This is a genomic window from Amycolatopsis arida, assembly GCF_900115565.1.
GTDB classification, from domain to species: Bacteria; Actinomycetota; Actinomycetes; order Mycobacteriales; family Pseudonocardiaceae; genus Yuhushiella; species Yuhushiella arida.
On record NZ_FOWW01000011.1, the window covers coordinates 53,702 to 71,589 of the forward strand.

General features: G+C 71.2%; 17 protein-coding genes. 1 reads left to right on the top strand and 16 read right to left on the bottom strand.

Going from position 1 to position 17,888, the window contains the following annotated elements; translation table 11 throughout:
• The 12 genes from BM051_RS24840 to rplJ form a co-directional block, all read right to left on the bottom strand.
• Nucleotides 1–708, bottom strand: coding sequence for a hypothetical protein (locus BM051_RS24840; protein WP_243859819.1), 708 nt, complete (start codon nucleotides 706–708; stop codon nucleotides 1–3).
• Between the two features lie 36 nt (nucleotides 709–744).
• On the bottom strand, nucleotides 745–2,025 hold the full coding sequence (locus BM051_RS24845; protein ID WP_092535326.1) for an MCE family protein: 1,281 nt from the start codon (nucleotides 2,023–2,025) through the stop codon (nucleotides 745–747).
• Complete coding sequence (locus tag BM051_RS24850; protein WP_092535328.1) at nucleotides 2,025–3,266, bottom strand: MCE family protein; 1,242 nt, start codon at nucleotides 3,264–3,266, stop codon at nucleotides 2,025–2,027. Before BM051_RS24850 ends, BM051_RS24845 begins: the two co-directional genes overlap by 1 nt.
• Nucleotides 3,263–4,450 (bottom strand): MCE family protein, encoded by a 1,188-nt coding sequence (locus BM051_RS24855; protein ID WP_092535331.1) that lies wholly within the window; start codon nucleotides 4,448–4,450, stop codon nucleotides 3,263–3,265. The genes BM051_RS24850 and BM051_RS24855 overlap by 4 nt, the downstream gene beginning before the upstream one ends.
• A complete protein-coding gene (locus BM051_RS24860; RefSeq protein WP_092535334.1) occupies nucleotides 4,447–5,433 on the bottom strand; it encodes an MCE family protein in 987 nt (328 codons plus the stop codon). The genes BM051_RS24855 and BM051_RS24860 overlap by 4 nt, the downstream gene beginning before the upstream one ends.
• Entirely contained in the window at nucleotides 5,430–6,461 is a 1,032-nt protein-coding gene (locus BM051_RS24865; protein ID WP_092535336.1) for an MCE family protein, read from the bottom strand. Before BM051_RS24865 ends, BM051_RS24860 begins: the two co-directional genes overlap by 4 nt.
• Nucleotides 6,458–7,798 carry an MCE family protein gene (locus tag BM051_RS24870; protein ID WP_092535339.1) on the bottom strand — a complete coding sequence of 447 codons (1,341 nt, stop codon included), beginning with the start codon at nucleotides 7,796–7,798 and terminating at the stop codon, nucleotides 6,458–6,460. Before BM051_RS24870 ends, BM051_RS24865 begins: the two co-directional genes overlap by 4 nt.
• A complete protein-coding gene (locus BM051_RS24875; protein ID WP_092535716.1) occupies nucleotides 7,795–8,583 on the bottom strand; it encodes an MlaE family ABC transporter permease in 789 nt (262 codons plus the stop codon). Before BM051_RS24875 ends, BM051_RS24870 begins: the two co-directional genes overlap by 4 nt.
• Before the next feature lie 71 nt (nucleotides 8,584–8,654).
• Nucleotides 8,655–9,449 (bottom strand): MlaE family ABC transporter permease, encoded by a 795-nt coding sequence (locus BM051_RS24880; RefSeq protein ID WP_092535342.1) that lies wholly within the window; start codon nucleotides 9,447–9,449, stop codon nucleotides 8,655–8,657.
• A 160-nt stretch (nucleotides 9,450–9,609) separates the two neighbouring features.
• Nucleotides 9,610–10,818 (bottom strand): ABC transporter ATP-binding protein, encoded by a 1,209-nt coding sequence (locus BM051_RS24885; RefSeq protein ID WP_092535345.1) that lies wholly within the window; start codon nucleotides 10,816–10,818, stop codon nucleotides 9,610–9,612.
• A gap of 272 nt (nucleotides 10,819–11,090) precedes the next feature.
• Nucleotides 11,091–11,483 (bottom strand): 50S ribosomal protein L7/L12, encoded by a 393-nt coding sequence (rplL, locus tag BM051_RS24890; protein WP_092535348.1) that lies wholly within the window; start codon nucleotides 11,481–11,483, stop codon nucleotides 11,091–11,093.
• Nucleotides 11,484–11,531: 48 nt separating this feature from the next.
• A complete protein-coding gene (gene rplJ, locus BM051_RS24895; RefSeq protein ID WP_092535351.1) occupies nucleotides 11,532–12,077 on the bottom strand; it encodes a 50S ribosomal protein L10 in 546 nt (181 codons plus the stop codon).
• Nucleotides 12,078–12,846: 769 nt separating this feature from the next.
• On the opposite strand from rplJ, the gene BM051_RS24900 reads away from it, so the two are divergent.
• Nucleotides 12,847–13,578, top strand: coding sequence for a hypothetical protein (locus BM051_RS24900; RefSeq protein WP_092535354.1), 732 nt, complete (start codon nucleotides 12,847–12,849; stop codon nucleotides 13,576–13,578).
• Between the two features lie 86 nt (nucleotides 13,579–13,664).
• Here BM051_RS24900 and BM051_RS24905 read toward each other — a convergent pair whose 3' ends face one another.
• From BM051_RS24905 to nusG, 4 genes are all read right to left on the bottom strand, one after another.
• Complete coding sequence (locus tag BM051_RS24905) at nucleotides 13,665–15,281, bottom strand: hypothetical protein (protein ID WP_134046368.1); 1,617 nt, start codon at nucleotides 15,279–15,281, stop codon at nucleotides 13,665–13,667.
• 428 nt (nucleotides 15,282–15,709) lie between these two features.
• Nucleotides 15,710–16,426: a 50S ribosomal protein L1 gene (rplA, locus tag BM051_RS24910; protein WP_092535360.1), complete on the bottom strand. Its 717-nt coding sequence runs from the start codon at nucleotides 16,424–16,426 to the stop codon at nucleotides 15,710–15,712.
• Between the two features lie 90 nt (nucleotides 16,427–16,516).
• Complete coding sequence (gene rplK / locus BM051_RS24915; protein ID WP_092535363.1) at nucleotides 16,517–16,948, bottom strand: 50S ribosomal protein L11; 432 nt, start codon at nucleotides 16,946–16,948, stop codon at nucleotides 16,517–16,519.
• A 75-nt stretch (nucleotides 16,949–17,023) separates the two neighbouring features.
• The gene (gene nusG / locus BM051_RS24920) at nucleotides 17,024–17,887 is read right to left on the bottom strand and encodes a transcription termination/antitermination protein NusG (protein WP_092535366.1); all 864 of its coding nucleotides are present in this window, start codon (nucleotides 17,885–17,887) and stop codon (nucleotides 17,024–17,026) included.
• Nucleotide 17,888: the final 1 nt, after the last annotated feature.

Consider the following 17,888-nt stretch of genomic DNA (forward strand, 5'->3'; position numbering starts at 1 on the left):
TCACTGGCCGGCGCCGACGACGGGCACGTTGCTGATGCCGGAGACCTTCCACACCTGGTCGCCGCCCTGGTCGACCCGGGTCATCTGGACCTCCATGCGCATCTGCTTGGTGTTGGTCTTGTCCCCCTGCTCGACCTCCACCTGGATGGCGGCCAGGAAGCGGGCCTTGCCCTCGTGCAGGTTCAACTCGTCGACGGCGATGTCGAGCACCTTGGTGGTGGCCGTGGTCTTCGCCTCGGTCATCGCCTTGGTGTAGGCCTCCCGGCTCTCGTCGATCTGCTTGGCGAGCTCCTCGTCGGACACCGCCATCGAGCGGTCGAAGAACTCCTTCGGGTTGTTGTGGTCGAGCTCGGTGAACGCCTTGACCGCGGCGCTGCCGACCCGGACCACCTCGTCCCGCGCGGTGGCCAGCTCGACGTTGTCGTCGGCCTCCGCCACCCACCAGAGCACGCCGAACAGCGCGGCGGCCAGGAACGACGCGACGGCGAGCGCGGCGGAGCCGAACACCAGCCGTCTCGTCAGCTTCCGGTCCCGCTCGGCCTTGGTCGCGACGGCGTCCGGCTCGGCGAAGCCGGCTGCACCACCGGCCTCCGCGCGGTCCTCGGCGCCGCTGTCCGCGGGGTGCTCGGCGCCGGTGTCAGCGGGGCGCTCGTCCGCGGTGACCTCGGGGGTCTCCGCGCGGTCGGCCCGCTGCTCGTCGGAATCCATAGCTCTCCAGAGTACGTGGCGGTTGTGTGGTCGCTGTCAGTGTGGTAGCGCGAGCAGGTCGCGCAGGGTGGTGAGGCTCAGCCCGGGCCCGCCGGCCGGACCCGGCACGCCGCGCAACGAGGCCAGTTCCTCGGCCGGCCGGTTCCGGTTCGCCTCGACCTGCTCCGGCGTGGGTGACACCGGGACGCCGTGGTACGGCGCGTTCTGCGCGCCGCGCACGGCGATCGGGCTGCCCTGCGGCTCGGCGCAGTAGGCGTTCTCGTCCGGCTGGCGTGGCGTGGTCTCGTTGCCCGGCCGGTAGCCGTGCTGGCCGGCGATCTGCGCCTCGGCCCGCGGGTAGCCCTTGGTGCACGGCGGCGGGTCGAACATGTTCAGCGCGAGCCCGAGGTGGGCGGTGCCGTCGCCGGGCGCCACGGTCTGCGCGCCGACGGAGAGCAGCGGGTAGGTGACGAACACCTGCTCAAGCCCGTCCAGCCGGGTCACCATCACGTTGGCCGTGGTGAGCAGGTTCGCCACCAGCGCGCCCAACCCGGGGCCCGTCTCCGCGAGGACCTCGCTGACCTGCCGGGACACCTCCGGAGTGACCGCGATGAGGTGCCGCAGGTCGGCGTCGGAGTCGCGGAGCGTCTCGCTGAGCCGGTTCAGGTCGGCGCTGAACGAGCGCATCGAGCCGGCCAGCTCGTTCTGTGTGCGCAGCACCTGGCCGCCGGAGTCGAGCAGGGTGACCGTCTGCGGCAGGTACTCCCGCGCGGTGCTGGTGAAGTCCCGCGCGGTGTCGATCAGCACCTGCAGGTCGTCGCCCGTGCCGCGGAAGGCGTCGTAGGACTCGTCGACCACGGTGCGCAGCGCCTCGGTGGGCACCGAGGCCGCCAGGCCGTCCAGGTCGGCGAGGACCTCGTCGGTGCGGATCGGCGTGGTGGTCTTCTCCGCCGGGATGACATCGCCCTCGTCGAGGAACGGGCCGGACGCGGTCACCGGGCGCAGGTCGACGAACTGCTCACCCACCGCGGACCGGTTGGCCACGACGGCCCGCAGGTCGGCCGGCACCGGCGGGGTGTCCGGCTCGATGTGCAGGTCGGCTTCCAGCCCGCGAGCGGTGAGCCGGAGGTCGCCGACCCTGCCGATGTTGTACCCGCGGTAGGTCACCTCGGCGTTGGTGAAGATGCCGCCGGACTCGTCCAGCTGCAGCCGCACCGTGTAGCCGCCGGCGCCGAACACCCGCTCGACGTCGGTGAACCGGATCAGCGCGTACACCACCGACACCACCGCGATCACCGCGAACGCGACCAGTTGCCACTTCGTCTTGCGGATCAGCATCAGCCGGCACCTCCCGCCAGCACGCCCAAGATGCCGGCCACCCCGGTCTGCTGCGGCCGGGGCTGGCCACCGGGGGGCGCGCTCCCGGTGGATCCGGTCGAGGCCCGCGCCGCCGGGTCACCGCCGCCGGCGTCCGGCAGCGGCAGCGGCGGTGGGGCGTCCGGCGATCGCCCCGGCACGCCGCCGGACAGCTCGTCCGGCAGCACGTCCTGCAGTGGGTTCTGCCGGCTGCGGCCCAGGTTGGCGAGGATCTCCTGGAGGTTGAGGTCGATCTTGGCGTACAGGTTGAAGTAGTCGCCCTTCACGCCCTCGACGGCGGCGTCGTTGAACGGGAACGTCAGCAGCACCTCGAGCGCCTTGGGCAGGTCGGCGCCGGCCTCGGCGAGCTTGCGCAGGGTGGGCAGCAGCGTGCGGAGGTTGGCGACCAGGTCCTCCTGGCTGCGCTGCACGGTGTCGACCGCGACGCCGGACAGCTCGCGCAGCGCCTGCAGCATGGTCACCAGCTGGCCGCGCTGCTCCTCGAGTACCTGGAACCCCGGGCCGAGGTCCTCCAGCGCGCCGGCGATCCGGTCCCGCTGGGCGTTCAGCGTCGACGACAGCCGGTTGAGCCCGTCCAGCGCCCTGGTGATGGTGGCCGACTGCGCGTCGAGGCTGCGCATGAGCTCCTCGGAGTTGCGCAGCAACGCCTTGATGTCGGCCTCCTTGCCCCGGGTGGCCTTGTTGAGCTCCTTGGTGATCGTGTTGAGCTGCTCGACCCCGCCGCCGTTGAGCAGCATGGACAGCGCGCCGAGCACCTCCTCGACCTCGACGTTGCGGTTGGTCCGCTCCAGCGGGATCAGCGCGCCGTCGGCCAGCTCGCCAACGCCCCTGCCCTGCGGCGGCGGGGCGAGCTCGACGTACTTCTCGCCGAGCAGGCTGGACTGGCGCAGGTTGGCCAGCGCGTTGGCCGGCAGCTCCACGCCGCCGTTGACCAGCAACCGCACCTCGGCGGTCCAGCCGTCCTGGGCCAGCCCGATGTGCTCCACCCTGCCGACCGGCACCTCGTTGACCTTCACCCCGGCCTGCGGCACGAGGTCGAGCACGTCGCGGAAGTGGACGGTGACCTGGTAGGGGTGGTCGCCGAGGTCGGCGCCACCGGGCAGCGGGATGTCGTAGATCCCGGTGAAGTCGCCGCACCCGGCCACGCCGAGCAGGCCGGCGGCGCACACCACGCCCGCGACCGCGCGTCGAAGGCCCATCATTGACCACCTCCCGGCGTCCCGTAGAGCTGGGTGGCCAGCGGCAGCGGCAGCGGGGGGAGCTGCTGGTGCTGCGCCGCGTAGAGCACCTGGGCCACCGACGGCAGCGGCACCAGCCCGTCCAGCACCGGGGCGATGGCCGCACACGTGTCGCCGAGGAGGTCCAGCGCCTCGGGGGTCTGCCTGAGCAGGTTGCAGATCATCGCGATCGGCGGCTGGGTCAGCTCGTTGAGCACCGCCCTGGCGTCCAGCGTCCCCGAGGCGGCGTTGTACGTGTTGACCAGGTTGCCGAGGGCCACCGGCGCCACGTCCATGGTCTCGGCCAGCGCGGCCCGCTGCTCCACCAGCACCCTGGTGACGCTGGCCAGCTTGTCCACGTTGGACCTGACCCGGCCGCGGTTGTCCTCGACGAACTTCTGCACCGCGTCCAGCGTCGTGGCCAGCTGCCGCACGGTGGCGGACAGGTTCTCCCGCTCGCCGGCGAGGAAGCCGCTGACGTCGGCGAGCTGCCGCTCGAACTGCCGGACCTGGGCGTCGCTGCGCAGCAGCGTGGTGGAGAACTCGCCGAGGTTCTCGACGGTGGCGAACAGGTCCTCCGAGTTGCCGGAGAGCGTGCCCGCGGCCTGGCCGAGCTTGGTGATGGTGTCGTTGAGCGCCTGCCCGTTGCCCTCGAAGTTCTCCGCCAGCGTGGTCAGCAGCGTCGACAGCGAGCCGTCCTTGTTCGCCCCCTCGGGGCCGAGCGCCTTGCTGACCCGGCTGAGGCTGGCGTAGAGGTCGTCGACCTCCAGCGGCACCGCGGTGCGATCGAGCGGGAACAGCGCGCCGTCGGGCAGCACCGGCCCGCCGGTGTAGGCCGGGGTGAGCTGCACGTACCGGTCGGAGACCAGCGACGGCGCGACGATCACCGCCTGCGCCGCGGCCGGCACGGTCACCGCCCGGTCGTACTCCAGCTCCACCTTCACCCGGTCGCCCTGCGGCTCGACCGAGGTGACCTCGCCGACCTCGACGCCGAGCACCTTGACGCTGTTGCCGGCGTAGAGCCCGATGGCGGTCGGGAAGTAGGCGGTGGCGGACTTGGTGTTGGCGTCCTTCAGCGTCCACCACAGGGCGCCGGCCACCACGAGGCCGAGCACGCAGGCGATCGCGATGCCGCGGGCGAGCTGCTGTCCGAAGCGGGTGTCGGTCATCGCGCGTAGCACCCCTCTTCGTTGATCGGCCCCACCGACGGCAGCAGCAGCCCACAGATGTAGTTGTCGAACCAGCGCCCGTTGCCGATGGTGTTGGTGAACAGCCGGATGAACGGCGCGTACCGGCGGATGCCCTCGCCGAGCGCCTCCTGGTTGCGGTGCAGCATGTCGGTGAGCTGGTCGAGCTGCGCGAGCACGGGGTCGAGCTGGGCCTGGTTGTCGTCGACGAGGCCGCGCAGCTCGGTGGACAGCCGCTGGGTACCGTCCAGCAGCGCGCTGATGGCCGCCTTGCGCCGGGACACCTCGGCGAGCAGCTGGTTGCCGTCGGCCAGCAGCTTCTCGATCTCGGCGTCCCGGTCGACGAGGGTCTGGCTGACCTGCCGGGTGTTCGCCAGCAGCTCGGCCAGCTGCGCGTCGCGCGAGGCGATGGTGTCGGACAGCCGGGACAGGCCGGTCAGCGCGCCGCGGATGTCGTCCGGGGTCCCGGAGAAGGTCTGCGACAGCACGTCGAAGCTCTGCGCGAGCTGGTCGGTGTCGATCGCGTCGACGGTCTGGGAGAGCCCGCGGAAGGCCTCCAACACGTCGTAGGGCGCGGCGGTGCGCTCCCGCGGGATCGGCTGGCCGGGATCGAGCTCCCGCTGCCCCATCGGGTCCAGCGCGAGGTACTTCTGCCCGAGCAGGGTCTTCAGCTTGATCGCGGCGCTGGTCCGGTCGCCCAGCCAGGCGCCCTTGACCTGGAACGACACCGCCACCTTGTCGCCCTCCAGCTCGACCCCGCGCACCTCGCCGACCTTGACGCCGGCGACCCGGACCTCGTCGTCGGGCTGCAGGCCCGCGGCCTCGCTGAAGTGCGCGGTGTAGGTCGTGCCGCCGCCGATCAGTGGCAGGTCCTCCGAGTTCAGCGCGGCGATCATGCCGAGCACGATCACCGCGATCCCGACCAGCGCGATCGGGATGGGGTTGCGGCTCTGGAACGACTTCATGCGCCACACCTCTCCCTGGTGACCGGCGCGATCGGCAGGTCGAACGGCTTGCTCATCAGGCCGGGGATCTGGATGCTGCCGCTGGCCGAGCAGAGGTAGAAGTTGAACCACGAGCCGTAGTCGGCGGTCCGGGACATCCGGGTCACCTTCTCCGGCAGGAACTGGATGAAGTGCTCGACGACCTGCTCGTGGTCGTTGAGGTTCTGGGCCACCTGGCCGAGCGCGTCGATGTCCTCGCGCAGCGGCTCCCTGGCCTCGGTCAGCAGGCCGGCGGTGGTGGAGGCCAGCCCGCCGAGTGACTCGATCGCGTCGCCGATCGGCTCGCGGTCCTGGGCCAGCCCGGACACCAGCTGCTGCATCCGGATGATCAGGTCGTTCAGCTGCGGGGTACGCGCGTTGACCGTGTCCAGCACACCGTTGAGGTTGTCGATCACCTCGCCGATCACCCGGTCCTTCTCGGCGATCTTCGTCGTGAGCGAGGCGGTGTGCGCGAGCAGGCTCTCCACGGTGCCGCCCTCGCCCTGGAGCACCTGGATGATCTGGTACGAGAGCGTGTTGACGTCGTCCGGGGTCAGCGCGGTGAACAGCGGCTTGAAGCCGTTGAACAGCTCGGTGAGGTCCAGCGCCGGCTTGGTCCGCTCCAGCGGGATGGTGTCGCCCGGCTCGAGCAGCCGGTTGGGGTCGCCATCACCCTGCTCGAGCGCGACGTAGCGCTGGCCGACCAGGTTACGGAACTTGATCGTGGCGGTGACCCCGGCGGGCAGCCTCCGGTTGGCGTCGACGGCGAACTCCACCTCGGCGAAGCGCCGGTCGACGATCCGGATCTCCTCGACCTGACCGACCCGGACGCCGGCGATGCGCACGTCGTCGTTGGGCAGCAGCAGGGTCGCGTCGGTGAACCGGGCCTTGTACGTCTTCGTGTCGCTCAGGTTCAGGTTGGCGATGCTGATCCCGAGCACGGCGGTGAACAGGGTCGTGACGACGATGAAGATCGTCAGCTTGACCAGCGGGCCGAGCAGTCCCCTCATCGCACGTTCACCTCCGCCCCGCGGTACAGCGGGCCGACCAGCAGGCCGCTCCAGCCGGGCACGTCGGACGGCGCCATCCCGAGCTGCATGCCGAGCAGCTCGGACAGCAGCGCGTGCTCGGCGGGGGTGTTGGCGGGGTTGCCGGCCATCGGGTTGACGGGAGCACCACCCCCGCCCATCACCTTCTCGGCGTTCTGCGGGGGGTTGAGCCCGTCGTTCACCGACCGGGCGGGCGGTGGGTGCTCGCTGCCGTCCTTGATCGGTCCCTCCGGCGGGTGTTGCGGGAACGGCACCGGGTAGGCGTCCATGGCGTAGCAGCGCGGGCCGCGCTTGTCGTTGAACTCCGGCTCGTCCCGCCCCGGCTGGTACGGCCCGCGGTGGTTGGTGATCTCGAGCGTGGCGTGCAGCCCGGGATTGTCGGTGCCCTTGCCGAACACGATGTCGAGCTTGGGCACCAGCTCGGCCATCTGGCCGAGCACGCACGGCAGCTCCGGCGCGTACTTGGCGAGCACCTCGCCGGTCGGCCGCAGCGACTTCCCGAGCGCGATGATGTTCTCCGAGTTGGCTTCGAGGAACCCGCGCAGGTCGTCCGCGGCGAAGGTGAGGTCGGAGTAGAGAATTTGCAGGCTCTGCCGCTGGTCGACGATCGTGCGCGAGGTGGTGCGCAGGTTGTCCAGGGTCTGCACCAGGTCGGGGGCGACCTCGGACAGCGTGTCGGAGAACGTGGCGAGCTGGCGCAGGTTCTCCTGCAACGCCGGTACGTGCGGGTTGAGTTCGCCGAGGTAGCCGCCCAGCTCGGACAGCGTCTCGCCGAGCGGCTCGCCACGGCCCTGCAACGACGTCGAGATCGCGGTGAGCGTGCTGGACAGCTTCTGCGGCTGCACCGCCTGCAGCACCGGCAGCAGGTGCTCGAACGCCTGGGACAGCTCGACCGCCGCCGAGCTGCGGTCCTGCGGGATCACGTCACCGTCGGACAACGAGCGCTCCGCGGGGTCCTCCGGGATCCGCAACGCCACGTACCGCTCGCCGAACAGCGTCTTCGGCAGGAACCGGGCGGAGACGTTCTCCGGGATCAGCTTCGCCGAGGCCGGGTCCAGCCGCAGGGTGAGCTCCGAGCCGGTCGGGGTGGGCGCGACCTCGTGCACGGTGCCCACGATGAGCCCGCGCACCTTCACGTCGGACTGCTCGGCGAGCTGGTTGCCCACCTTGTCGGCGTACAGCTTCACCGTCACGAACTCGCTGAACGCCTTGTTGTACATGGCCACGCTCAGTGCGACACCGCCGAGTAACACGGCGATGAACGCGAGGCCGAGCAGGCGACGTCCCAACGTGCTCATCCGGCGATCCTCACCGTCGTGGTCGTACCCCAGATGGCGAAGCCGATGAAGAAGTTCACGATCGCCACGGTGACGATCGTGGTGCGCACCGCCCTACCGACGGCGACGCCGACGCCGGCCGGGCCCCCGGTGGCCCGGTAGCCGTAGTAGCAGTGCGACAGGATGATGAACACCGCGAAGATCAGCACCTTCGCGAACGAGATGAACACGTCCTGCGGTGGCAGGAACAGGTTGAAGTAGTGGTCGTAGGTACCCGCCGACTGGTCGTAGAAGTACACCGTCACGATGCGTGAGCCCAGGTAGGACATCAGCAGGCCGATGATGTACAGCGGGATGACCGCGATGAACCCGGCGATGATCCGGGTGGTCACCAGGTAGGGCAGGCTCGGCACGCCCATCACCTCGAGCGCGTCGACCTCCTCGGAGATCCGCATCGCGCCGAGCTGCGCGGTGAACCCGGCGCCCACGGTCGCCGACAGCGCGAGCCCGGCGACCAGCGGCGCGATCTCCCGGGTGTTGATGTAGGCCGAGGCGAACCCGGCGAACGCGGCGGTGCCGATCTGGTCCAGCGCGGCGTAGCCCTGCAGGCCGACCACGATGCCGGTGAACACGGTCAGCCCGACCATGACGCCGACGGTGCCGCCGATCACGGCCAGCGCGCCGGAGCCGAAGCTGACCTCGGCGAGCAGGCGCATGGTCTCCTTCAGGTACCGGCGCACCGCGCGGGGCACCCAGGCCAGCGCGCGGACGTAGAAGGAGAGCTGGTCGCCGAGCTGGTCGAGCATGCCCAGCGGCTTGTCGACGGCCCTGCGCGCACCCTGCCCGAGGGTGGACAACGAGGAGAACCCGGCCACGATCAGCTCCCCTTCGGCGGCACGACCTGCAGGTACAGCAGGGTCAGGATGAAGTTGACGAAGAACAGCAGCAGGAACGTGATGACCACGGACTGGTTCACCGCATCCCCGACGCCCTTCGGCCCCGGCGGCGGGTTCAGCCCGCGGTAGGCGGCCACGATCCCGGCGATGAACCCGAAGATCAACGCCTTGATCTCGCTGATCCACAGGTCGGGCAGCTGGGCGAGCGCGGAGAAGCTGGCGAGGTAGGCACCCGGGGTGCCGCCCTGGAGCACCACGTTGAAGAAGTAGCCGCCGAGCACGCCGATGACGCTGACCACGCCGTTGAGCAGCACCGCGACGAGCATCGCGGCGAGCACCCTCGGCACGATCAGCCGCTGCACCGGGGAGACCCCGAGCACCTCCATCGCGGCGATCTCCTCGCGGATGGTGCGGGCGCCGATGTCGGCACACATCGCGCTGCCGCCGGCGCCGGCGATGAGCAGCGCGGTCACGATCGGCGCGGCCTGCTGGATGATCGCCAGCACGCTGGCGGCGCCGATGAACGACTGCGCGCCGAGCTGGACGATCAGCGAGCCGAGCTGCAGCGCGACCAGCGCGCCGAACGGGATCGCGACCAGCGCGGTGGGCAGGATCGTCACGCTGGCGATGAACCAGGCCTGCTGGATGAACTCGCGCATCTGGAACGGCCGCTGGAAGATGCCGCGGGCCACGTCGAGGCCGAGCGCGAAGAGCTTGCCGGTCTCCCGCAGCATGCCCATGCCGGGGATCCGGACCGTGGTGGCCGGCGCGCTCATGGCCGCTCCCGCCGAGTGCGGGACGACGGTGCCGGCGCGACCGCGCGCGCGGCGATGTCACGTGTCATCCGGAGTGGTTCCTTCGTCGCACCCATGAGTGCTCGTCCTACTGTGCTCGTGCCTGGTCCCGGTCCGCGGCGGCCCGGCGCCGCGGACCCGCTCACCGCGGACCGGCCTCGTTCGGCGGCGTGCGGTGCGCCCCGCCCGGTCTGGTCGCGTCGCCGGCCGGCCGCGGCTGGGGCTCCCGCCAGCCGGAGTTCGGCAGGTCGGCCACCTGCTGGGTGGGCAGCTCGCCGGCGTGCCGGCCGGGCACCGGGCCGGCCGGGGGCCGGCCCTGCGGGCCGCCCGCGCCCACGAGCATGTGCGGGTGGACGCCGTAGCGCTGCTGTTCCTCGGGGGTGAGGGACTCGATGATGCCCTCCTGCGCGGCGGGCGGCAGGGTGTGCAGAATCCGCATCACCCTGTCCTTGCGGCGGCGCACCGCCTGGCGCTCCGGCAGCCCCGGCGTGGGCTGCAGCTGGGGCACCACGCCGCGGACGTCCTCGGAGGAGCCGTCGTGGTGGCCGGCGTCGGCGTGCGCCTGCTCCAACGCCATCTGCGCCTGGTCCTTCTCCTCGCTCATCCCGATCGGGCCGAGGCGGCGGCCGTTGAGGAACTGCTCCACCACCGGCTCGTCACTGGTCAGCAGCACCTCCCTCGGGCCGAACATCACCAGCTCCTTGCGGAAGAGCATGCCGATGTTGTCCGGGACCGTGCGGGCGACGTTGATGTTGTGCGTGACGATCAGGATGGTCGCGTCGATCTGCGCGTTGAGGTCGATCAGCAGCTGGGACAGGTACGCGGTGCGCACCGGGTCGAGGCCGGAGTCCGGCTCGTCGCAGAGGATGATCTCCGGGTCGAGCACCAGCGCCCTGGCCAGGCCGGCGCGCTTGCGCATGCCGCCGGAGATCTCGCCGGGCAGCTTCTTCTCCGCCCCGGTCAGGCCGGTCATCTCGAGCTTCTCGAACACGATCCGGCGAATCTCGGCCTCGGACTTCTTGGTGTGCTCGCGCAGCGGGAACGCCACGTTGTCGTAGAGGTTCATCGAGCCGAACAGCGCGCCGTCCTGGAACAGCACGCCGAACAGCTTGCGCACCTCGTAGAGCTTGTGCTCGGAGCAGGTGACTATGTCCACGCCGTTGACCACGCACTTGCCCCGGTCGGGCTTGAGCAGGCCGATCATCGACTTCAGGAACACCGACTTGCCGGTGCCCGAGGGCCCGAGCATGACCGACACCTCGCCCGGCGGCAGGTTCAGGGTCACGTCCCGCCAGATGGTCTGCCGACCGAAGGACTTGGTCAAACCCTCGATGACCACCTCGGCACCCATCGCACCTCCCGGAGCAACGTCGTCGTCGGATCGCCGTCAGCCGCACTCTCGGTGACCGTGCGCCAGCGCACGCGCCTCGCCACCGCGTCAACCAGGTGCAACGAGCCGGGCCCGGACAGGTTACTCACCGGTTTTCCGAAGTCACCACCGTCGCGGGCACGAGACCCGACGTGATCCGGGCACCCTAGCCCACGAACGCGGAAGGGGGCGGCACCCACTCCGGGTGCCGCCCCCTTCCCCTGCCCTCGCCAGCAGCGGAAACGCTGGCGGAGCTACTTGACGGTGACCTTCGCGCCGGCCGCCTCGAGCTTGTCCTTGGCGGCGTCGGCGGCCTCCTTGTCGACCTTCTCCAGCAGCGGCTTCGGGGCGCCCTCGACCAGCTCCTTGGCCTCCTTCAGGCCGAGGCCGGAGACGACCTCGCGGACGACCTTGATGACCTGGATCTTCTTGTCGCCGGCGCCCTCGAGGATGACGTCGAACTCGTCCTGCTCCTCGGCGGCCTCGGCGGCCGCACCGCCGCTGTCCGGGGCGGCGGCCACGACCTGGGCCGGGGCCGCGGCGGTGACGTCGAAGGTCTCCTCGAACTTCTTCACGAACTCGGAGAGCTCGAGCAGCGTCAGCTCCTTGAACGCGTCGAGCAGCTCGTCAGTGCTCAGCTTCGCCATGGTGGCGTTCCTCTCTGTGTTACGGGCTGGGTGGGTGGATGGGGTGGGTCAGCTCTCGGCTGGTGCTTCGGCCCCGGGCTCGGACTTGCGCTTGTCCTCGAGCGCGGCGGCGAGGCGGGCCACCTGGGACGCCGGCGCCTGGAACAGCGCCGCGGCCTGGGACAGCTTCGCCTTGAACGCGCCCGCGGCCTTGGCCAGCAGCACCTCCCGGCTGTCGAGATCGGCGATCTGGTTGATCTCGTCGACCGAGAGCGGGCGGCCGTCCATGTAGCCGCCCTTGATCTTCAGGGCGGCGTGGTCCTTCGCGAAGTCCCGGAGCGCCTTCGCCGCGTCCACCGGCTCGCCCTCGACGAAGGCGATCGCGGTGGGACCGACGAAGAGCTCCTCGAGGCCCTCGACGCCGGCGTCCTCGGCGGCGCGCTTGACGAGGGTGTTCTTCGCGACCCGGTACTTCGCACTGGTGCCGAGAGCGCGGCGCAGCTCACCGAGCTGGGTCACGGAGAGGCCGGTGTACTCGGTGACGACGGTGGCCGAGCTGCTGCGGAACCGGTCCGCGATCTCGGCGACGGCCGCCACCTTGTCGGGCTTCGCCATGGTCGCCTCCTCTCTGGTGCAGTCGTGTGCAGGTCGACCGCGGCGGCCCGAGAGGTCCCCCGACACGACAAAACGCCCCGGCGCAGGCAGGCGCGGGGCGTTCCAGGCGCGCGGACGCGCGCGGGCGAGAAGCCTCGTTCCTCCTGCGCGGGCCGCCCGCGTCTCGTGCGGGACCTTCGCTCCCCGGGCCCGAGGGCACGGGGAAGACCAGCGGTCTTCGGTAGAACGTCGACAAGACTACCCCGGACCGACCCGGACCGGGCGACCGCCCCCGCTCACCGGGTGGCTTGCCACGATCCGTGCCCACCCCGGCATCATGGGTGACGTGGCGGAACGCAGCGCGGAGCAGCAGCCGGACCCCGAGCGGCACCCGAGCGATCGGCCGTCCCCTGATCCCGGTGCCGGCGGCGAGCCGGCTCGTGGTGCCGGGGACGAGCCGGGGCCCGGCACCACGCCGGGCCCGGGTGGCACTGCCGGTTCGGGCGACGCTGCCGGTTCGAGCGACATTGCCGGTTCGAGCGACATTGCCGGTTCGAGCGGCACGTCCGGCGCGGTGGACCGGCCGGGTGGGCCCGCGCCGTCCCCGGCTTCGGACCTGGACCCCGAGCAGCTGCGCCAGTTCCAACAGTTCCAGCAGTTCCAGGAGTTCCTCCGGTTCCAGCAGGCCCAGCAGGGCGGCGGCCCTCAGGGCGGTGCTCATCAGGGCGGTGCTCATCAGGGCGGTGCTCATCAGGGCGGTGCTCAAGGCGGTGCTCAAGGCGGTGAGCTGGTGCCGAGCGGGACCCGCCAGCCGGCGTACCCGGCGGCGCCGAACCAGGTCACCCCGCCCAACCAGCCGCCGTCCCTCCCCCCGCCGGGGCAACCGCCGCCGTTGCCCCCGGGGCCACCGCCGAGGCGGGCCCCGCGTTGGCTGACCTGGCTGGGCAAGAAGGTGCTCGGCTGGCTGATCTTCGTGCTGCTCACCGTGCTGGCGTTGGCCTGGGCCTACGACCACTTCTTCGGCTCCGACGGCGGTGGGCCCACCGGAACCGAGGGCGGCGGCGGCCGGATGGAGACGAACAACCTGATGGCGAACGATCCCTACGTGCAGGTCCGCTACATCTACACCGACATCGCACAGGGGAAGCCGGACATGGTCTGCGACCGCTTCGACCCGCGGGCCCGGCAGCAGTTCGCCCGCAACATGATGGGCCTCGACGACTGCCACCAGGTGGCGATGGCCTTGCACGAGCGGGTGGAGGCGGGCAAGGCCACCGAGTACGCCAGCTCGGTGGGGTTCAACACGCCCTCGGCGTTGGCGCCCAGCGTGGCCGCCATGGCGCCCGGCGACACCATCACCATCGACTCGTGCGAGCACGCCGTCGAGGGAGGTCCGGCGCTGGGCGTGTTCGTCCTCACCAAGCTGGGCCACAAGAACCAATGGCTGGTGACCGAGCACCGGCCCGGCCCGACAGAGTGCCCCAACGCATCCGGCCCGTCCCCGACGAGTCCGGGACGCTAGTAGTACTCTTTCGCGCAGTTCAGCGGCCTGTGTTGGTGGGTGACACCTCCGCGCGAACGGGCGAGCGGCACGATCGGAGGGCGGGCTCAGAACGACCCGAACCCGCCGAAGTCGCCGATCCCGTGGCTGCTGTGATGGCTGGTGCCCCGCTCGTCGTCGTGGCGGGACGCGGTGCGCGACGGTGGCGGCGGACAGGGGTCGGGCCGGCCAGCGCGTTTGGCCACCTTTCGAAACGCACGTGGCGAGAGGTCGCCGAGCCACGGCTCGGTGGTCAGCTGGTCGCGGAGGAGGGCACCGTCGGGGTCGAGGCGGTCGTAGGCGTCCCACTGCTCGGTCAGGAACAGGAAGGCGGGGTGCAGATCCTCCTCGAACGGCAGGTACCCCGCGTCGATCGCGGCGGCTCTGGCCTCCGCGTTACCTCGCATAGCGTGGTCACAGACGGTGTCTCTGGCGATCCTTCCCGGGTCGTCGAAGAAGGCGAACTCGGGGGGTGCCGGCAGGCGCCGCAGCGCCGAGCGCGCCTTCCCCCGTACCGTGGTGGGCACGCGGCGGACATCGAGCAGTCGCGTGACCACCGTCCCGACCTGGTCGCGGGGCAGCGAGGACAGGCCAGCGGCCAGTGCCCCGCCGTCGGGATCGGCCTCGTCGTACCGTTTCCACTGCCGGGTCAGGTACAGCAGCAGCGGCGCCAGCGCGGGCTCGCGGGGGAGGAATTCCGCGTCCCGCGCGGCGGCGACCGCCTCGACGTCGGCGACGATCGTCCGCTGGCACACCAGGTCCCGGCCCGCGCCCGGGGACAGCTCCCGCAGCGCCCGGCGGCAGCCGTCCAGCAGGTGCGCGGGCATGGTCTCCACGAGCGGTTCGTGATCGGTGGCCAGCATCTCGAGCAGTGTGCGGGCCAGGGCCTCCTGGTCGCACTCGCGCAGCAGGTCGAACCTGTCCCGCAGGATGAGCACCAGCGCGATGTCCGGAACGTGCGCCGGGACGTGTGGCGGGACGATCAGGTACGGGTTGGTCAGCAGGATCCGCAGCAGCGGCAGGGGTTGGCCGCCGTCGTCCCACAGGCCGTACGTCGTCGCCACGGGGACGTAGCCGTCAGCGGTGAGCGCCGCCGTCCCTCCAGCGCTCCCGCGCAGGGCGTGGGCGAGCGCGGTGAGCAGTCGGGGATGGTCGGTGGCACAGAGCAGGTCGAAGAGGGACTCGCGGACGGTGGCGTCCTCGGCCGAGACCGCAAGCCGCACGAGCGGGGCGACCTCGGGCTCACCATCCAGGGCGCGGGGGCGCTCCTCGCAGGCTGGCTCGGGAGACAGGCAGGCGAGCAGCCGCACCCGCGGCACGTGCCGGGAATGGGGATCGGGCTCCAGCAGGAACCGCAGCAGCGGCCACACCATGTCGTCGTTCTGGTGCACCGTCCAGCCGAAGTGCGCGCGGCCCAGTAGCCGCCAGACCGCGCGCCAGATCCGGTCTCGCGGAGCGCCCGCGCCCGCCCACGCCTCGTCGACCGCCGCCACCGCGATGGCGCGGGCCCGCTCGTCACGGGCCCACACCATGGTCTCCAGCAGCAGCTCGGCGGCGTCAGTGCGCGTGCCGTCGCGGTGCGCGCTCGAGCGCAGCGCCCGGGTCAGGCGCGCCGTCGCGCGCCGCGCGCGCCACCCCCGCCCGAGCCGTGCCCGTCGGGCAGACCGCCACAGTCGGCTCCGCATCACCCCATGTTCCGGTGCCGCGGGACCGGGGTGAACCGCCGACCGGGCGCCGTCGACGACCGCTCTGCTCAGCGGCCGGTTCGCCCGCGAGCGTCGTGACCTGCACGAACGGCGTCTCCGCGCGGGAAACGTAAGGTGCGTCCAGTCGAGAGCCGCCGCTGTGGCCGAGCGCGGGGCACGCCCGGGCCGCGCCAGCTGGCGTCGGTGCCGGCCAAGAGCCCGTGCTGCAGCACCACCGTGAGGCGCCCGTCGGCGCCGGGCCAGATCGGGTAGCGCAGGTCGACACCGTCGAACGTGGTGAAGGTCGGTTTGGTCCCGTCGTCGCCGCGGCGGCTTCCCGGAGTCGCGAGCGGCCACCGGGAACCACCGGGGACACCGAAGGGCGGCCCCGCCGTGGCGGGACCGCCCTTCTCGTCGCGGTGCTCGGCCTAGCTCGCGGTCTCGGCCAGCAGGTCGCGGGTGCGCGCGGGGTCGACCGGGATGCCCGGGCCCATCGTCGTGGTGAAGGTCACCTTCTTCAGGTAGCGGCCCTTCGCGGCGGACGGCTTGGCGCGCAGGATCTCGTCCAGCGCGGCGGCGTAGTTCTCCACCAGCTTCTCGGGCTCGAACGACGTCTTGCCGATCACCAGGTGCAGGTTGGCCTGCTTGTCCACCCGGAAGTTGATCTTACCGCCCTTGATGTCCCGAACCGCCTTGGCCACGTCCGGCGTGACGGTGCCGGTCTTGGGGTTCGGCATCAGGCCACGCGGGCCGAGGATGCGGGCGATCCGCCCGACCTTCGCCATCTGGTCCGGAGTCGCGATCGCGGCGTCGAAGTCGAGCCAGCCACCCTGGATGCGCTCGATCAACTCCTCGGAACCGACCGCGTCCGCGCCGGCGGCCTCGGCCTCGGCGGCCTTCTCCCCGACGGCGAACACGATGACGCGGGCGGTCTTCCCGGTGCCGTGCGGCAGGTTCACGGTGCCGCGGACCATCTGGTCGGCCTTGCGGGGGTCCACCCCGAGGCGCATGGCGACCTCGACGGTGGCGTCCAGCTTGACCTTGTTCGTCTCCCTGGCGAGCTTCGCGGCCTCCAGCGGCGTGTACAGCCTGGCGCGGTCGATCAGCTCGGCGGCCTGGCGGTAGGCCTTGCTGCGCTTGGTCATACTCTGTCCTCAGTTCTCGAATGGCGGATCAGCTGTGGTGCCGGGCCAGCGCCTGGCCCTCCCACGATGGGGCGGGGTGTGCCCGCCGGGTCACTCGACCGTGATGCCCATCGACCGGGCGGTGCCCGCGATGATCTTGGCGGCCTGGTCGAGGTCCTGGGCGTTGAGGTCGCTCTTCTTCGTCTCGGCAATCTCCCGCACCTGGTCCCAGGTCACCCTGGCGACCTTGTTCTTGTGCGGCTCCGGGCTGCCCTTCTCGATCCCGGCGGCCTTCATCAGCAGCTTCGCCGCCGGCGGCGTCTTCAGCTTGAAGTCGAAGGACCGGTCCTCGTACACGGAGATCTCGACCGGCACCACGTTGCCGCGCTGCGACTCCGTCGCGGCGTTGTAGGCCTTGCAGAACTCCATGATGTTGACGCCGTGCTGGCCCAGCGCGGGGCCCACCGGTGGCGCCGGGTTCGCGGCGCCCGCCTGGATCTGCAGCTTGATGATCGCCGCGAGCTTCTTCTTCTTGGGTGGCATTCCTGTTCCTGTTCAGTGTCGCTTCCCCGCGCACCTGCCGTGGCGCGGGGACTCCTCCGGGCGCTCGCGCGCCCGTCAGATCTTGGAGACCTGGTTGAACGACAGCTCGACCGGCGTCTCCCGGCCGAAGATCGACACCAGGACCTTCAGCTTCTGCGCGTCCGGGTTGACCTCGCTGATGGTGGCCGGCAGCGTGGCGAAGGGGCCGTCCATGACGGTGACCGACTCGCCGACCTCGAAGTCCACCTCGACCGCGGGTCCGCCCAGCCGCGACTCCGCGGGGGCGGCCTCGCCCTTGGCCTTGGCCGGCGCGGCCTTCTCCACCTGCGGGGCGAGGAACTTGACCACCTCGTCCAGGCTCAGCGGCGAGGGCCGGGAGGTGGCCCCGACGAAGCCGGTGACACCGGGCGTGTTGCGCACGGCGCTCCACGACGCGTCGTTGAGCTCCATCCGGACCAGGATGTAGCCGGGCAGCACCTTGCGCTGGACCTGCTTGCGCTGGCCGTTCTTGATCTCGGTGACCTCCTCGGTGGGCACCTCGATCTGGAAGATGTAGTCCTCGACGTCCAGCGTCTGGGTCCGGGTCTCGAGGTTGTTCTTGACCTTGTTCTCGTAACCGGCGTAGGAGTGCACGACGTACCACTCGCCGGGCTTGCCGGCCAGCTCGGCGCGCAGCTTGGCGACCGGGTCGTCCTCGTCGACGGCCGGCTCGGTCGGCTCGTCGGCCACGCTCTCGTCGGCGCCGCCCTCGTCCGCGCCGCCCTCGTCCGCGCCGCCCTCACCGGCCCCGCTCTCGTCGGCCGGGGCCTCCTCGGCGCGGTCGTCGGCTGCCTCCACGGGCTCGGTGTGCTCGGAGCCGTCGGCCGCAGCCGCGAGCGCCTGCTCGTCGGAACGGCCGGTCAGGTCCTGACCGGCTCCTGAGCCGTTGTCGGAGGTCACT